The organism is Bradyrhizobium sp. MI1.10, assembly GCF_055811035.1.
Genome location: NZ_JBVVPN010000067.1, coordinates 1 through 16,573 on the forward strand (window position 1 = coordinate 1; position 16,573 = coordinate 16,573).

11 protein-coding genes and 1 pseudogene are annotated in these 16,573 nt (G+C 60.1%); all 12 read left to right on the top strand.

All coding sequences use genetic code 11. The features are described 5' to 3' along the window. The first annotated feature begins 1,548 nt into the window (after positions 1-1,548). The 12 genes and pseudogenes from AC0L3K_RS37200 to AC0L3K_RS37255 all read left to right on the top strand — a co-directional run bounded on the left by AC0L3K_RS37200 (position 1,549) and on the right by AC0L3K_RS37255 (position 16,573). Positions 1,549-2,337, top strand: coding sequence for an IclR family transcriptional regulator (locus AC0L3K_RS37200; protein ID WP_473367936.1), 789 nt, complete (start codon positions 1,549-1,551; stop codon positions 2,335-2,337). 243 nt (positions 2,338-2,580) lie between these two features. Further along, complete coding sequence (locus AC0L3K_RS37205; RefSeq protein WP_473367937.1) at positions 2,581-2,775, top strand: hypothetical protein; 195 nt, start codon at positions 2,581-2,583, stop codon at positions 2,773-2,775. 220 nt (positions 2,776-2,995) lie between these two features. After that, a complete protein-coding gene (locus AC0L3K_RS37210) occupies positions 2,996-3,280 on the top strand; it encodes a transposase (protein WP_473367938.1) in 285 nt (94 codons plus the stop codon). Positions 3,281-3,695: 415 nt separating this feature from the next. Then, positions 3,696-5,318 (top strand): amidohydrolase family protein, encoded by a 1,623-nt coding sequence (locus tag AC0L3K_RS37215; protein WP_473367939.1) that lies wholly within the window; start codon positions 3,696-3,698, stop codon positions 5,316-5,318. After that, entirely contained in the window at positions 5,315-6,292 is a 978-nt protein-coding gene (locus tag AC0L3K_RS37220; RefSeq protein ID WP_473367940.1) for a CobW family GTP-binding protein, read from the top strand. Before AC0L3K_RS37215 ends, AC0L3K_RS37220 begins: the two co-directional genes overlap by 4 nt. A gap of 14 nt (positions 6,293-6,306) precedes the next feature. Continuing rightward, positions 6,307-7,263 carry an ABC transporter permease gene (locus AC0L3K_RS37225; RefSeq protein WP_473367941.1) on the top strand — a complete coding sequence of 319 codons (957 nt, stop codon included), beginning with the start codon at positions 6,307-6,309 and terminating at the stop codon, positions 7,261-7,263. Positions 7,264-7,277: 14 nt separating this feature from the next. After that, positions 7,278-8,417, top strand: a complete 1,140-nt coding sequence (locus tag AC0L3K_RS37230; protein ID WP_473367942.1) for an ABC transporter permease — start codon at positions 7,278-7,280, stop codon at positions 8,415-8,417. Then, a complete protein-coding gene (locus AC0L3K_RS37235; RefSeq protein WP_473367943.1) occupies positions 8,414-10,048 on the top strand; it encodes an ABC transporter ATP-binding protein in 1,635 nt (544 codons plus the stop codon). Before AC0L3K_RS37230 ends, AC0L3K_RS37235 begins: the two co-directional genes overlap by 4 nt. Before the next feature lie 326 nt (positions 10,049-10,374). Then, positions 10,375-11,961, top strand: coding sequence for an ABC transporter substrate-binding protein (locus AC0L3K_RS37240; protein WP_473367944.1), 1,587 nt, complete (start codon positions 10,375-10,377; stop codon positions 11,959-11,961). Positions 11,962-12,348: 387 nt separating this feature from the next. After that, positions 12,349-13,899, top strand: coding sequence for an aldehyde dehydrogenase family protein (locus AC0L3K_RS37245; protein ID WP_473367945.1), 1,551 nt, complete (start codon positions 12,349-12,351; stop codon positions 13,897-13,899). A 122-nt stretch (positions 13,900-14,021) separates the two neighbouring features. Continuing rightward, positions 14,022-15,346: pseudogene (locus AC0L3K_RS37250) on the top strand (aspartate aminotransferase family protein). Next, entirely contained in the window at positions 15,347-16,573 is a 1,227-nt protein-coding gene (locus tag AC0L3K_RS37255) for an NAD(P)/FAD-dependent oxidoreductase (protein ID WP_473367946.1), read from the top strand.

Sequence of the window (16,573 nt, forward strand, 5' to 3'; positions counted from 1 at the left end):
ACAGACCAACCTATAGGGGGTCAATTTTGGACGCCGATCCCCCGGCTTAGGGGGTCAATATTGCAGGCCGAATGACACTCAACGGCTAAATCGGCTAGCAGGACCTTCGAATCTAGATGGCCATCCCGTGTCGCGGAAACGGCATGGGACCTTCGATCTTGAAGTGATCGGAAGGTGTCTGACTGTGGCTTGATCGCGGTGACGATACCGTGCTCGTCTCGGATGCGGATGCTCAGATGTTCTGCAGAAGACTCCCCCGCTTCGCTCACAGCTTTTCCGTCCGCCAGAGCCCAGTTTGCTGGACCGTGTTGTGCGGGGTGATCGAGCGGGCGAATAGCGATTTTAAACTGCTCGACTGTGCAGGCATTCGCGCGAGGCTATCGGTGTATGCTGGCCGGCGAGCAGTCGGACAGCCGCGCCGCCCCTCGACATCATGCACCTCGCGGAAGGGGACATCCGGATAGGCTGCCCCAGTCGTGCTTCCAATACCAGCAGGAGACTCCTGCCCGTGCCGACCAAGCTGAGAAGCCGGTCGAGCACCACATCGTGGGGAACAAGCGGCAAGGATCGGAGCCGCCCAGTTTGCTGATGAGGAGCTTGAGGAATTCCGGCCCGTACCGCGCTGTGCCGAAAGCGCTCCGCGCCTCAGTTCGCCCCAGTGAACAACATAACGACCTGTCAGCGGGTGCTTCTCGGGGAGAGCAGCGCCGACCCGTTCGACTCCAGACCAATAACGACCTGTCGCTCCACTTGGATTGTCCCTGCCACGGCGCCGAGGTCAATGCCGGAACTGACGAGGTCGGAGACAAGATGGTCGCTCGATCCGTCGACCAAATGCGTATCGACGTCGGGGAAGCGATGGCGGTGGTCAACGAGGGGGGCTCGGACCGATGCCGGCTTTGCACGGACCCACAGCGCCTTGGTGCGTTTGCCCCGTGCTCCTGACGATCTGAATGAGTATTGCGTGATGCACAGCATCGTGAATCTCGCGAGAGCGTTCGTGCCAATCGCGACGCCCAGAACGTGGGCCGTTCTGCGCGTCGACCGGGATAATCTGCAACTGCCACCCATTGCTGGTGCGCGAGCACCTGCGCCACCCTTTCGACCTCGGACTCTTGGGATGAGCTCCATAGCCCCTTCCTTATCGGTCCCTAGGGTCGCGGCGCAAAGTAAGGGGCAAATTCGTGTTTAGCAACGAGACTAACGAGAACGAGGAAGACAAGAGGATTCTGCCGCCGTTGAAAAGACGTCTTCGCAGGACACCGGCTTCGCCTAGTTCAATTGGAAGGCCACACAGGCCGCTCCCCGAGAGCAGCGGGATACTGCGGAGACTTTCATCACCAGAGGTATTCACAGTCAGGGAAGTGCTTGACCTCACCACCCGAATAGAAAAGACGACGACATCTGCCCCTATACACAGGCGCCATCAAGCCTGCACCGGTAGGCGCCCCATTATCGCAACTGCCGGCACGAAGGCCGCAGGTTCGCTTTCCGAAACTTTGATGTGTATATTGGCAATTCCGAAGATGCCGCAGATGCAGAACCGCCATGAAAACCAAGAAGACTCCGAAGCATAAATCAGGCCCGTTGGAGCGTTATACACAGGTTTTGGAAGCGATCGCCGGGTCGCTCGATGGGCTTACCGGCCGCGAGATCGAGGCTGTGCTGGACCTCCCAAAGACGACGGTCAATCGGCTTGTAAACGCTCTGGAAAGCAGTGATCTGGTCGCCAGCAGCGGGCGGGGGGGCGAGTTCAAGCTTGGGGGGAGACTCCGTCGGATTTTGGAATCCGACACATCTTGGATAGTTGGCGCAAGCAAGCGCCGGCTTAAGGCATTGGCCGAACAAACCGGTGAGACCTGCTTCGTCGCTCGTCTGTCCGGCTCGTCCGTCCACTCCGTAGTGATGGAGTCGCCGGACGCAAGTGTCGGGGTTTATGTCGCACCCGGGCATGTGCTGCCTCCCCATGCGACTGCTTCAGGGAAGGTTCTGACGGCAATGCAGCATCCCCGGTTGCGCCAGGCGATTCTGGATACCGAACTCCCCAAGTTGACGGATAGGACGATCAGCAATCGCCAGGATCTTGAGCGTGAACTTGCGAAGATTCGGAAGCAGGGCTACGCCGTCGAGAACGGGGAGCACATTCAAGGTCTTTACACGCTTGCCTGTCCGGTACTTTCTTTACCGGAAACACCGCCGATCTACGCCTTGGGACTCACAGGCCCAGCTGAGCGCGTGCGCTCGCGGGCGATCCCGGAGTTTCTTGAACGCCTCAAGTCCACGGCCGCCGAAATTGCAAATGCTTTCATGCCGGGTGCCCACATCGCAGGCCGTTGATAGGCACGGTCAGGCCGTCTGTCGCGCAGAATGAGTATTCTGCCACTCTAAGTGCCGCATCGCCTTCCGGCCTGGCATCAAGCATGGCATTTGCCAGCGCTTCACCTCCACTCATCAGCTCATGCCAGACTGTATCCCAAGCGAACCGCGCATCACAAGGTAGAGGAGTCATGCCAGTTACGCTCTACGGCGACAAGCGCGGCGACGAGATGCCCGATTGGCTGGCCGAGAAGCAGAAGCGGCTTGAGAAGATCGCGAGGCCAAGCTGCGCTGGACGCCGAAGCCAAGGCCGCCGCCGAAGCGGAGAGCACGGCACGAGCCGAGGCGGAGGACAAATGTCGGGCGGAGGGCCGCAAGAAGAGGCAAGACTCCGGCGCCGCGAATGCTGCGCCCGACGGCAAGGCGCAACGCAATTTCACCGATAAAGCCGCATCCTGAAGACGAAGGACGGTTACTTTCACGGCTACAACGGCCAAGCCGCGGTCGATGGTGCCCATCAGATCATCCTGGCGCAGACGCTTACCAGTTCCTCCAGCGATCAGGTGCAACTGGCTGCCGTTGCCGACGGATCAGGGCCAATCTGTGACTCTCCGACGAGGTATCGGCCGATGCCGGCTACTGCTCCGACGCCAATCTTCGAACCATTAAACGGCGCATCGTGCGTTACATCGCCACCGGAAGGCACAAGCACGGCACCACGTCCGCCAGCGCGAAAGAGGCTTCAAGACTCGCTGATCGCCAGGATAAGCACCAAGCTCAGGCGGGCCGGCTACCGAAGTCGTCACCGCTGCGCAAGCAGATCGTCACACCCCTCTTCGGACAGATCAAACAGGCAAGAGGGTTCAGGCAATTACTGCTGCGCCGCATCGATACAGTGCAGGCCGAATGGGCGCTGATTTGCATCGCTCACAACAACCTCGTCAAGTTGGCGAGGGCCGAATGAGCCGCCACCACTATCAAGATAAAAACGCCTTCCCTCGACAGGCTCCTAGCCGGCGGATTTCGGCGGCGAGCTATGGGAATGCGCCGGCCGTTCGTCGGACATCCGACTATGCACCTTCAGCGCGCACAAGACCTGCGGCCGGCACCTGCAAGCTGTCTGCCGCTCGCTCGTGTCTCTCTCCGAGCAGAGGCTTGCGGAGCGCCTTATCCCGGCTTGCTTGGCTGTACCGTTGCGCTCGCTGGGCGCCGCGGCTCGCAAATGTAATGCCAACTCAAATCGCGCGATCGAGGCTCCGCGAGCCGCTATTCCGTCTCGCAATCCCCGTGACACCCGTTAGCCCTTGACTCCCGCGTGGCCACCATAATAAATCCAGAAACCGGCAAAAATAACCGAAAAACGGGAGAAACGCTTACGTATGTCCAACACAATCCTTCCACCCCCCGGAACCCCGGCCGGCGACGAAGATCTGATAGTCGCGGCCGCCCGCGGAATGCCTTCGCTCGCGCCGGGCCGCGGCCGCGACCGCGGCGTGGGGCCGTTTCCTCGGATGGTCCTTCGCGGGGCCACGGTCATCAACGGCACCGGAGCTCCTCCAATGGGACCGATCGACATCGTCGTTGAGAAGGGCCGCATAACTCAGATCGTAAGCGTGGGCTTCCCCAAGATGCCGATCAACCCCGAACGCCGCCCGCCTCGGGGGGACTTCGAGATCGACTGCCACGGGAAATGGGTAACTCCGGGATTCGTCGATTCCCACGTGCACACCGGCATCTCTTCTCATGCGGCGAACGGCGAGCAGCCGCCAGTCGAATACGTTTACAAGCTGTGGTTGGCGCACGGTATCACGACCGTCCGTGATATGTGGTCGTCAAACGGCCTGGGCTGGACGCTCCAGCAGAAGGCCGCGTCCGAAGCTAACGAGATCGCCGCGCCGCGGATCATGGCTTATGCCGGCTTTCCAGCGCACGAGGGTCTCAACATCATTCACACTCCGGAAGAAGGGCGCGCCTGGCTGCGGGCCATCGCCAAAAGAGGCGCTGACGGTGTCAAGTTCTACGGCGCCGCGCCGGCGATCTTCAAAGCCGCCCTTGAAGAATCGAAGGCGCTTGGCCTGCGCAGTGGCTGCCATCACCCGCAAATGGCGCTTTCTCGGTTGAACGCACTGACGACGGCCAGGTGGGGGCTTACGAGCACGGAACACTTCTACGGTGTCCCCGAGACCATGTTCGAACGAGCCAGCATACAGCCGTACCCGGCCAACTACGACTACATGGACGAATACCTGCGGTATAATACCAGCAGCCAGAACTTCATTCACGCGGCTGAGCCTGCAAGCGCGAAATGGAATGAAACGCTCGACCGTTTCCTCGAACTCGACCATACGTTCGTCCCCACCCTTGCCATCTTGGAGGCCAATCGGGACTTGATGCGAGCGAGGCGCGCTGACTGGCACGACAAATATACGCACAAGACCCTGTGGGATTTTTTCGAGCCGCAGCGCGCCAACCACGGGTCGTACTGGTTTGAATGGTCGACACGAAACGAGGTGGAGTGGAAGGAACATTTCCGTCGATGGTCTGCGTTCGTGTACGACTATATGAAGAAAGGCGGTCGCGTTTGCCCGGCCAGTGATGCAGGGTTCCTGTACCAGATCTACGGCTTCTGCTTCATCCGCGATCTCGAATGGTTCCAAGAGGCCGGTTTCCACGCTCTGGAAATCATCCGTGCCGCGACGATGTCCGCCGCAGAGCTGATGGGGCTGGCCGACGAGATCGGCACGGTCGAGGTAGGGAAGTGCGCCGACCTGCTAGTTCACCAAGAAAACCCGCTCGAGGATCTGAAATTCCTTTACGGAACAGGTGCGCTGCGCCTCAATGACGCGACGGGTAGGTCAGAGTGGCGGCGCGGCCTCCAATACACAATCCGTAACGGTGTGGTCTACGATACGGCCGAACTGCTATCGGATGTGCGTGGGATCGTAGCGCGCAGCTGGGCCGGCGCGAACATTGACACGTTGCTTGGTCAAGATAACGCATGAGCGTCAATACCCACCAATTTTGCCCGCACGTCTTTCTGCTAACTGGCTTCCTTGGAAGCGGAAAAACTTCGCTTATCCTCGATCACCTGCAAGACCCGGAGACTGCCAACACCGGCGTCATTGTCAACGAGGTCGGTCAAATCGACGTGGACGGCGCCCTCATTACGACGGGGCGCACAGGGCTCCCCCTCGCGACACTCGATAACGGCTGCGTGTGCTGTTCGCTCAATAGCGATCTGCCCCACGCCATCCTGGCTCTGCTCGCGGAAAGGGAGGCCGTGGGAGGCCAATCGTTGGAGCGCATCATTATCGAAACGAGCGGCCTGTCGAAGCCCTCTCCCATTCTGAGATCGCTCCTCGATATTGGGATGCCCCTGCGCACGACCGTGTTGTCGACCTATGACAGCGAACAGGGGCCAGACACGACAGCTCGCTTCGAGGAAGCTGTCGCCCAGCTCGCCGCCGCGCAGAAGATCGTGGTTACAAAGGTCGATCGCGTCGGTGAGCTCGCCTTGGACAGGGCCAGCGAAGCGGCCGCGTATCTGAATCCGCTCGCGGCAATCGTGAACGAGCGCGACCGCACGCGCCGAGCCCGGCTCGCCTTTGCGGGTATTCAAAGCCCACTTCGATCGAGTTTTCCCATTGTGGCGCGCCAGGAGCCACACAACTTCCGACACACCAGGATGAAAGTCTTCCTGATCAAATTTGAAGCACCCCAATGGGAGCAACTCATCGAATGGATCGAGAATCTGGTGGGGTACTGCGGTGATCGCTTGCTGCGGACGAAGGGGTTCGTCCGGATCGAAGGGCGTCGTATCCTTATTCAGGGAGTTGGCGGGACATTTGACCCGCCGCGCGAGATCGCCGACGGGGTGGAGCGGGAGGACGGACTGGTTGTTATCACGCGAGACCTAGCGCGGGTAGATTTCTCCACGATAGAGCCGCCCCTGAAACTGCAAGTGCGTGGACTCTAAGAGGGCATGCAACCATGAAGAAGATTCTTCGACTGCTTGCCAAGCGGATTGCCTTCGGCGCTATGACGCTCTTCATCATTTCGCTGATCCTCTTTGTCGGCGTCGAGTTGCTGCCCGGCGACGCCGCCCAATCCATACTCAGCCAGGACGCCGCTCCCGAAAATGTCGCCGCCTTGAGGGAAGAGCTTGGACTCAATGTACCACCCGTCGAACGGTATCTTAATTGGCTTGGCGGGGTACTAACGGGGGACCTTGGTCGATCAGTGGCGACGCACCGCGAGATTTCCGACCTCATTGGCACTCGCATCTGGAACACGCTGTTCCTGGGAGGCTTCGCCGCCGTCATGGCGGTGCCGATTGCGCTTGGCCTTGGCATCCTCGCCGCAACTTACAGGCATTCAATGTTCGATCGGGCGATCAACGTCACAGCATCTATTTCGATCTCGCTCCCTGAATTCTTCCTTTGCTACATCCTCATCCTCCTCCTCAGCGCCAAAGCGGGAATCTTCCCAGGCATCTCGAACATCCGTCCCGATCTCAATTTGGGTGAACGTCTATATCGTACAGCGCTACCGTCGTTTGCCCTCAGTCTTGGGGTGTTCGCCTACATGATGCGAATGACCCGCGCGGCGATTGTCAACTTGTTGGCGCAGCCATACATCCAGATGGCACGCCTCAAGGGCGCGGCGCCCGGTAGCGTGATTGTGCGGCACGCGCTCCCCAACGCATTCGCCCCGATCATCAACGTCGTGGCGCTCAGCCTGGCGTACCTCGTCGTTGGCGTGGTGGTGGTGGAAGTCATCTTCGTCTACCCCGGGGTCGGTCAGCTTCTGGTCGACTCCGTCGCCCGTAGGGACGTCCCGGTCGTTCAGGCTTGCAGTATGTTCTTCGCGCTGGCCTACGTATCGCTGAACCTGATCGCCGACGTTCTGACAATTCTAACCAATCCCCGCCTTCTCCACCCGCGTTGAGTAAAGGGAGCTCCATGACTGATCTTGCAATCGCACGCGGCGTTACGGTCTGGCTCCTGATCGGCGTCACCGGGCTTGTCTTTGCCGTCTCAGCGAATGCCGCCTGGCTACAGGGCAATTGGGGCGCAATCGCTCTTGGAACTGCCGCTTTTGCCGGGATAGCCGCGACCCTCTTGAGGTGCACGCAAGGCAGGCTGGTAGAGTTGGGGATTCTCCTGACCTCGCTACTCTACGGAGCGGCCGTTGCGACGGCACAAACCCGCTTTGCGGCATTCCCTGCCTCGGGTATTGCCGGCTTAGTCGCAATCCAGGCCATGACCTTGCTGGCCGTGAGACAAGCGCGCCCGCTGAGATCCGCACCGGTCTCTGCCTGGATCGGACTCATCCTGATTGCCGGGTACATCCTCGTCGCGGCGCTAGCGCCGATCTTGGCGCCCTACTCTCAATCGCAGATCGTGGGAGGGGAGTATGCACCGTGGGGACCTGACTTTTTGTTCGGGACAGACAACCTGGGCCGCGACATGCTAAGCCGGCTTCTGTATGCTACAAGGAACACGATCGCCATCGCTCTCGCGGCGACACTGACTGGATTTCTCGCCGGCTCCGCCGCGGGGCTGCTTGCCGCCACAATCGGAGGCTGGGTCGACAACGCCCTCGGGTGGGTCGTGGATGTCGCAATGGCCATCCCGCAACTCATCTTTGCCTTGCTGATCCTTACGCTCACGGGTACCTCGATCACTGCGCTGATACTTGTCATCGCATTCGTCGAATCGACACGCGTGTTTCGCCTCGTGCGAGCGGCTTCATCAAATGTCCTTGCGCTCGATTTCGTGGAGGCGGCCCGCCTACGCGGTGAGGGCCTTATCTGGATCATGCGGAAGGAAGTATTGCCGAACATTAAAGCGCCGCTTCTGGCGGAATTCGGGATGCGCTTCTGCTTTGTTATCCTCTTCGTCAGCAGTTTATCCTTTCTAGGCTTAGGCGTGCAGCCGCCGACCGCCGACTGGGGCAGCATGGTTCGTGAGAACGCTGCGCTCATCGTCTACGGTGAGCTCGTGCCGCTACTGCCTGCCGCGACCATCGCGGTGTTCGCGGTTGCGATCAACTTTACCGTTGACTGGTTTTTGTATCGAGCGAGCGGGCTAAAAGCATGAGCGGCGTAAGCGTATCCACCGGCCCGTTAATCCAGATAACCGGCCTCACGGTTGAGGTAAGAGAGGATCATACGTGGCGCGCCGTGCTCAGTGGGTTGGATCTTACGTTGCGTCGCGGCGAAGTGCTCGGTCTCATCGGGGAATCTGGCGCCGGGAAGTCCACCATCGGCCTCGCCGCGCTCGGCTATGTTAGGAGCGGCAGCCGCTTCGCGAACGGTTCGATCCGCTTCGACGGGCAAGAACTCGTGGGGGCACCCGAAAAGCAATTGCGGGCGCTTCGCGGTTCCCGGGTTGCCTACGTGGCGCAAAGCGCCGCCGCATCGTTCAACCCGGCTTGGAACCTGATCAGCCAGTATGCCGAAATACCGGTCGAGCGCCGCCTCAGGACAAGGCGACAGGCCAAAGCCGACGCCCAAAATATGTTCAAGACGCTGCTCCTGCCCGACCCGCGGGGAATCGGATATCGCTATCCGCACCAAGTCTCCGGCGGCCAGCTTCAACGCGCCATGATCGCGATGGCCATGGCCTGCCAGCCGGAGCTCATCGTCTTTGACGAACCCACGACCGCACTGGACGTGACCACTCAGGTTGAGGTGCTCACGGCAATCAAGCTGATCGTCGAACGGTTCCGTACCGCGGCGCTTTACATCTCGCACGACCTCGCGGTCGTCACCCAGCTGGCCGATCGCATCATGGTGCTCAGGCACGGCCGGAAGGTCGAGGAAGGGGAGACTCGTCAGATCCTCGAGGCGCCCCGCGAGCTCTATACGAAAGCGCTGCTCGGCCAGAAAGTCGAGCGACGGCAGCCTGTTCCCTCACCTGCCGGCCAGCCTCTCCTCCGCGTTGACAGCCTCAGCGCGGCTTACGCGCGAGGACCAAACGTCCTTCAGAACGTGTCCCTCAACGTTGGCCGCAAGCAGACGGTCGCCGTCGTTGGGGAGTCGGGCAGCGGGAAGAGTTCGGTTGCCCGTGCCATCACCGGCCTTTTGCCACCGTCCCAAGGCGCGATCACGCTGGACGGAAAGCTGCTGCCTGCGCGCATGCATCAGCGGTCCCGCTCGGACCTAAAACGTATCCAGATGATTTATCAATCGCCTGACACGGCACTCAATCCGCGGCAACAAATCGGGGAAGTCCTGGGACGGCCACTCGAATTCTATCTCGGTTTGCGAGGCAAGCCCCAGAAACGATACGTCGCGAAGCTGCTTGAGATGATAGACCTGAGCGAGTGCTTTGCCCGTCGGCTTCCTGACGAACTGTCCGGGGGCGAAAAGCAACGCATCTGTATCGCTCGAGCGCTGGCGGCCGAGCCCGAACTCATCATATGCGATGAAGTGACATCCGCTCTCGATCAGCTTGTCGCTCAAGACATACTGCGGCTGTTTCAGCGCCTGCAGGAGGAGCTCTCGGCCTCCTTCCTCTTCATTACACACGACTTGGGAACAGTGAAGGCGATCGCTGACCAGATCGTCGTCATGCAAAACGGGCAAGTCGTCGAGCAGGGATCACGAGATACCGTGTTGGAGCCGCCGTTCCATCCCTACACCAACCTCCTGCTCTCATCCGAACCCAAGCTGGACCCAAACTGGCTGACGCAGCTGCTCGCCACCCGAGGGAGCGCACCCAGCTAATTTCGGGCGAAGGCTGGCGGTTTCAACATGTCATGAGACGGCTTCGCGTCGCGGTTTGGCCAAACGGCCGTGTGACCCCCCGCCGAATGTCCATCACAAGAACCCCCCGCATTGGAAATCGCTGATAACGGTGACGCGGCTTGCCGCCACCTCCGCGGATTGCGCGATAAGCGACACGAATCCAGGCTTGCGGGCGACCTTGCCTTCTCACGACGCTTCGCCATTGACATTCGTGTGCATTCGATTTTTGTACCAGAAAAAGGGATGTGATACCGAAAATCGGGCGCGGCTGACAGTCGACCGCAAAAAGGGAACCGGAGATGGACATGGATAAATTGCAAGGGCTCGAGATGGATGCGCGCCATGGGAGACTCGACCGGCGCTCCTTCCTGAAGGCGGCATCCGCGTTGGGTCTCACCGCCGCCTTGTCGCTGCCGAGTGCCAACCGCGTCTTCGCTGGGACGCCGAAAAAGGGCGGTCACTTCCGTATCGGCACCTCTGGCGGCTCCACGACGGACACCTATGACCCTGCGACGTACAACAACAGCGTCCTGCGAATGATAGCGGGCTCCGTCTGCAACTACCTCATGGAGATCGACAGCCGAGGGGAAGTAGTTCCGGAGCTCGCGGAAAGCGTTGAAACCCTGGACGGCGGCCTCCGTTTCGTCATCAAGCTCCGCAAGGGCATTGAATTCCACAACGGCAAGACGTTCGGCCCCGACGACGTGATCGCTTCGTACAATCACCACCGCGGTAAACTTTCAACCTCAGCCGTCAAGGGCATCATGTCCCAGATCGCCGAAATAAGGGCAGACGGCCCGAGCACGGTCGTCCTCGCCCTCTCGGCTCCCAACGCTGATTTTCCTCCAATCCTATCGGACTATCACCTGCCGATCTTCGCCGCCGATGGCGATCGTATCGACACATCGCATATGGTCGGAACGGGAGGCTACACCATCTCATCCTACAGTCCGGGCGTCCGTGCGACTCTGCAGCGCCACCCGAACTACTGGCGCCAAGGCAGAGGCAATTTCGACTCTGCCGAAATTCTGGTTGTGGCGGACGTCGTCGCCAGCGCCAACGCCCTTATCTCTGGCGAGGTCGACGCGATTGACAATTGCGATGTGAGCACCGTTGACCGGCTAGCGAAGCGCAAAGGGATCAAGATCCTCGAAGTGACCGGAAAACAGTACAACTCAATGCTGATGTTCACGGACGTCGAGCCCTTCACCAACAATAAGGTCAGGCTCGCGCTCAAACACGCGGTCGACCGTCAGGCAATCGTAAAATCCGTATTGAAAGGCCACGGCAAGGTCGGGAACGACAACCCGATTACCCCTTCGTACCGGTTCTACAACGACCAGTTGGAGCAGCGAGTCTATGATCCCGAGAAGGCGAAGTTCCTCCTGAAGCAGGCCGGCCATGACAGCCTCGATCTCGAGCTTTCGACATCCGCTGCGGCCTTCGGCGGCGCGGTGGATGCTGCCGTGCTGTTCAAGGAGCAGGCTGCACTCGCCGGCATCAACGTGAGCATCAAGCGCGAGCCGGATGACGGATATTGGCAGAACGTGTGGCAGAAGAAGCCTTTCATCATGGGGTTCATGGGCGGTCGCGCGACTGTCGACTGGATGTTCTCAACCTCGTTCGCGTCCGACGCGGCGTGGAACGATACCCACTGGAAGAACGAGCGCTTTAACTTCCTCCTGAAGCAGGTCCGTACCGAGGTGGACGATGCGAAGCGCAAGGAAATCTACTTCGAGATGCAGCAGATCGTGCACGACGAAGGCGGCACGATCGTTCATTCACTCCCCAGCATAGTCAACGCGGTCACAGATCAGGTGCAGCATGGTCCTCTCGCCAGCAACTGGGGACTCGATGGAAACCGCTGCATCGATCGCTGGTGGTTTGCCTGAGAGTAGGCGTAAGGCCTCGGAAGAAAAGGAGGGCCCGGCGATCGCCGGGCCCATTTTCATTTTGTAAGTGTGGTGTGACAAGAAGCCTGCGACTGCACCGCGCGTTATCCAAAAGTCGGCAATCGGAATAGGCTTAAATAGGCGAACCTAGTTGCCGGACACAATTCGTCCAAATGCAAAAGTGAGCCATCGAAGCTACCTAGCCTTCGTTGCGTCCAATCGCCCCACCTGTGCTGCTTCGCGCATCGCATCTCAATCCAAGCGTGGGGGAGACGGCGCATCCGACAGTCCTGAAAATCGAGATCAATCTCAATTTATGATCTCTGCTGTTGACTTAAGTGCCAAATCCTGATTATCGGTATTTAGTCTCAATTTACGGAGCCGGCGATGATTCTTGATCTCCCGCGTGTGACCTACTCCAACATTGGAGTCGATTTTTCTCCGGTGCATGCACATCTGGACAAAATCATTCCCGGTTTTGAGAGAGAGATCCTTGGTCGGGAGTGGTCGACACAGTTTTCGACACGACCGCCGAAGGAGATCGCGAGCCCAATCACTCCTGAGCTTTCTTTGGGGCGATTTCCGATCTCTACGGCTGCCGATGTCAAGGCTGCGATCGCCGCGGCGCGCGCGGGGACTAACGTTTGGAGTCATGCGTCTCTCGAAGAGCGGCTAGCCTTCGCCGAGCGTTGGCAGGCAGCCCTCGCGGCGCAGAAGTATGAGCTTGGCCTTGCAGCACTCTACGAAATTGGCAAATCCCGCATTGAGGCAGTCGGCGAGGCGGAAGAATGTCTCGACATGGTGGAGTACTACTCGTCACAGTTGAAGGAGAACAACGGCTATACGCGCCCGATGAACGAACTCGTGGCGAATGAGACCGCCAGAAGCATAATGAAGCCCTACGGGGTCTTCGCGGTGATTGCCCCGTTCAATTTCCCGCTCGCACTTTCCATAGGCATGGTGTCGGGCGCTCTGCTGACGGGCAATTCGGTCGTCTTCAAGCCTTCCCCGGGATGCTCTTTGACCGGGCTGTTGATAGCCGAAACACTACGCAAGGCCGGCTTGCCGGATGGAGTGTTCAATATCGTCCTTGGCGATGGTGAGGTCGGGCGTCTGCTCGCCACGGACGACGGCGTCGACGGCGTTGCGTTCACCGGCTCGCACAAGACGGGAATGAGCATCTTCCGTCACATCGCGATGCTGCCGCACATGAAGCCGGTCATCGCCGAGATGGGCGGCAAGAACCCCGCCTATGTCACGCGAAATGCCGATCTGGAGTGCGCCGCGCAAGGGGTGGCGCGATCCGCCTTCGGATTGCAGGGGCAGAAATGCTCCGCCTGCTCGGTCGTTTACGTCGACAACGTGGTCAAGCACAAGTTCATCAGCAAGCTCGTGGATTTTTCCTCCAAGCTGGTCGTGGGCGATCCGCGAAGGGCTGAGACCTTCATGGGCCCTGTCTATGGGGACGCGACGGCCGAGCGTTTCAGAGCCGCTCTTTCCGAGGTGAACGGTAAGGGCAAGGTCCATTTCGGCGGCGCGGCGTTCGGGCAGGGCTTTGCCGACAACTATGTCCTCCCGACCGTGGTCGAACTCGATGGGCCGGACAAGCTCACCCGCGAAGAGCTGTTCATGCCGTTCGTCGTCGTTCGCGGCGTCGATGGCCTCGAGGCCGCAATCGCCGAAGGCAACGACATCGCCTATGGGCTATCGGCAGGCATCTTCACCCGCGACCAGAAAGAGTTGCGGTACTTCCTCGACACGGCGGAAGCAGGTGTTCTCTATGCCAACCGCGCCAGCGGCGCGACGACCGGCGCCTGGCCGGGCGCACAGCCTTTCTGCGGTTGGAAAGGCACCGGAGTCAGCGGCAAAGGTGGCCTCGGCGCGTGGTTCCTCCCGCAATACATGCGCGAGCAAAGCCACACGATCATGACGAAGTGACTGTTCAAGGCGCCCGCTTCGCGGCCCTCCGTTCCTATCCCTATCTGATTTCCGAGATCATGCCGCACTATCCTGACGCCATGCCTACATCCTGCCGCCTGTTCGAGCGCGCCCGCAAGGTCATGCCCGGCGGCAACACTCGGGCCACGGTCTTCATCGACCCCTTCTCCATCTACGTCGCGCGCGGCGAGGGCTGCCGGGTCTGGGACGTGGACGGTAACGTCTACTATTACTGCATCAATAACTTCACCGCCCTGATCCACGGCTATGACCAACCGGATGTGACGGCGGCCGTGATCGACCAGCTGCCACAGGGCACCGCCTTCGGCGCCCCGACGAGAAGTGAGATCGAGCTTGCGGAATTGCTGGTCGAGCGCCTGCCGTCGATCGAACAGATACGCTTCGCCAATTCGGGCACGGAGGGCGTGATGATGGCGACAAGGCTGCCCGCGCCTTCATCGAACGACCGAAGATCGTCAAGATCGAGGGTGCGTACCACGAATCATACGACTTCGCTGAAGTCAGCCTCGACAGCTCGCCGAATAACTGGGGCGACATGCCCGCCTCCACTCCCTACGCCCGGGGCACGCCGCGCGGCGTGCTGGACGACGTGATCGCGGTTCCCTTTAACGACATCGAAGCCTTGCGCGCAATCTTCGCTGCGCATGGTGACACCATCGCCGGCGTGCTGATCGACCCGATGCCGAACCGCGCCGGACTGATTCAAGCGCGTAAGGACTATCTCGACGCAATGATCGAGATCACGCACGCCGCCGGCTCACTGGTCATCTTCGACGAGGTGATCTCGTTCCGCCTCGGTCATTCCGGCGCACAGGGGCTGTGGGGAGTTTCGCCGGATCTGACGGTGCTCGGAAAAATGATCGGCGGCGGCTTTCCCGTCGGCGCGGTCGGTGGACGGGCTGAGATCATGGCGGTCTTCGACCCGACCCGCGGCAAGCCGGCGCTCCCGCATGGTGGGACCTTCACCGCTAATCCGGTGACGATGCGCGCCGGCCTCGCCGCCATGAGGGCTCTGACGCCCGAGAGCTTCGCGCATCTCGACCATCTGGGCAGCCTGCTGCGCGAGGGCATAACAGGCTCGCTGGACCGGCCTAGGCTCGCCGGGCGGTGCGTTGGGCTGGGCTCGCTGTTCAAGGTTCATTTCAAAGCTTTGCCAGTCACCGACTATCGCTCGGTCTATCCAGGGCCGGCCGAACGCAGGAAGCTCGACGCCTTCCACAAAGGTCTCCTCGACCGTGGCATCCTGTCGGCTAGCTACGGCCTGTTCGCGCTCTCGACCGCGATGACCGAAGCCGACGCGCGCACGATTCTCGGCGCCGTCGACGAGACGCTAAGTGAGATCGCAGGAAATTCCGACCAGGACCTGTCGCTGATCCGGCGTGCCGGACGTAACCGCCGGATGACGCAAAAACGAAATGGGCGATAAATGACAGCTTCTCCTCACGTCGTCGTGATCGGGGCGGGTACGCTCGGAATGTGCTCAGCACTCAGCCTGGCCGAGCATGGAGTCCGCGTCACGGTTCTTGATGCTCAATCCATAGCTTCGGGTTCAAGCGGCCGCTCGGTAGGCGTAGTGGGAACGCAGCTCACCGACCCATTCGATATCCTGCTGCGTATTCATTCGGTAAGGCAGTTCCGCGAGTGGGAAAGTCTCGGACTGGGCTTCAACCACATAGGCTACCTACGCCTGGCCCGCACCGCCGAACAGATGGAGCTGTTCGCACGATCGGTAAAGATACAGGAGGATGCGGGCTTCAGGTCTCGGCTCTATCAAGCGCGCGAGCTGCAACAGCTCATTCCTCATATCAACCCCGATGGGCTCGAAGGAGGACTGTTCGGACCCGACGATGGATTTCTCGACCCTCATGAGATGTGTACCTTCCTGGCCGAGAAGGTGCGCACGCGCCGCGGCAACATCTTTCAGTTCTGTGAACTTGTTGACGTAACGCGACGAAATGGCGTTTACAGACTAGATACCAGCAAGGGCGGGATCGATTGCGACTTTGTCATCAACGCGGCTGGCGCGTGGGCTCCAGCAGTTGCCCGGGTTTTCGGACAAACGCTGCACATTCGTCCAGAGCGGCACCAGGCGGTGACAATCCACCTCGATGAGCCGCTCGACTATACGATGCCGATGGTGATGGATCTCGTGAACGGGGAGGGCACTGGCCTCAACTTCCGTCATGAGAAGCGGAACGAACTGATTGCCGAAATCCACAAGGTCAGCTCGCCGTTTCCGGAGGATCCCAACAACTTTAACGACCAATGCGACGAGCAATCGAAAGTCAATCTGGCGGAGCTGCTTCTTGAGCGTGTTCCGGAACTGCTTGGCGCTCGTCTCGGTCGAGGTTGGGCTGGACTTTATCCAGTCACCGCGGACCATCGGCCGTTCGTCGGCGCCATCGATCCATCCGAACCGAACCTGATCACCGCCGCCGGTGCAGGAGGCTACGGCATTCAGCTTGCGCCCGTCATAGGGACGATTGTGGCGGACTGGGTACTTCAGGGCGCTCCCGTATCAATACCGGGCACCGAAATTCTGTCGCCCACGGCGGAAAGAAATGTTCCCGCTGAAGGCTCACGCACGACTGCAAGTATCTGCGAAACCGACGAGGAAATCGAAGATCGCACAACATCTAAGGCGGCGCGCTAG

Excerpts from the sequence above, each read along its gene's own strand:
- AC0L3K_RS37200 (WP_473367936.1), top strand. The coding sequence starts at position 1,549 with ATGAAAACCAAGAAGACTCCGAAGCATAAATCAGGCCCGTTGGAGCGT.
- AC0L3K_RS37215 (WP_473367939.1), top strand. The coding sequence starts at position 3,696 with ATGTCCAACACAATCCTTCCACCCCCCGGAACCCCGGCCGGCGACGAA.
- AC0L3K_RS37220 (WP_473367940.1), top strand. The coding sequence starts at position 5,315 with ATGAGCGTCAATACCCACCAATTTTGCCCGCACGTCTTTCTGCTAACT.
- AC0L3K_RS37225 (WP_473367941.1), top strand. The coding sequence starts at position 6,307 with ATGAAGAAGATTCTTCGACTGCTTGCCAAGCGGATTGCCTTCGGCGCT.
- AC0L3K_RS37230 (WP_473367942.1), top strand. The coding sequence starts at position 7,278 with ATGACTGATCTTGCAATCGCACGCGGCGTTACGGTCTGGCTCCTGATC.
- AC0L3K_RS37235 (WP_473367943.1), top strand. The coding sequence starts at position 8,414 with ATGAGCGGCGTAAGCGTATCCACCGGCCCGTTAATCCAGATAACCGGC.
- AC0L3K_RS37240 (WP_473367944.1), top strand. The coding sequence starts at position 10,375 with ATGGATAAATTGCAAGGGCTCGAGATGGATGCGCGCCATGGGAGACTC.
- AC0L3K_RS37245 (WP_473367945.1), top strand. The coding sequence starts at position 12,349 with ATGATTCTTGATCTCCCGCGTGTGACCTACTCCAACATTGGAGTCGAT.
- AC0L3K_RS37255 (WP_473367946.1), top strand. The coding sequence starts at position 15,347 with ATGACAGCTTCTCCTCACGTCGTCGTGATCGGGGCGGGTACGCTCGGA.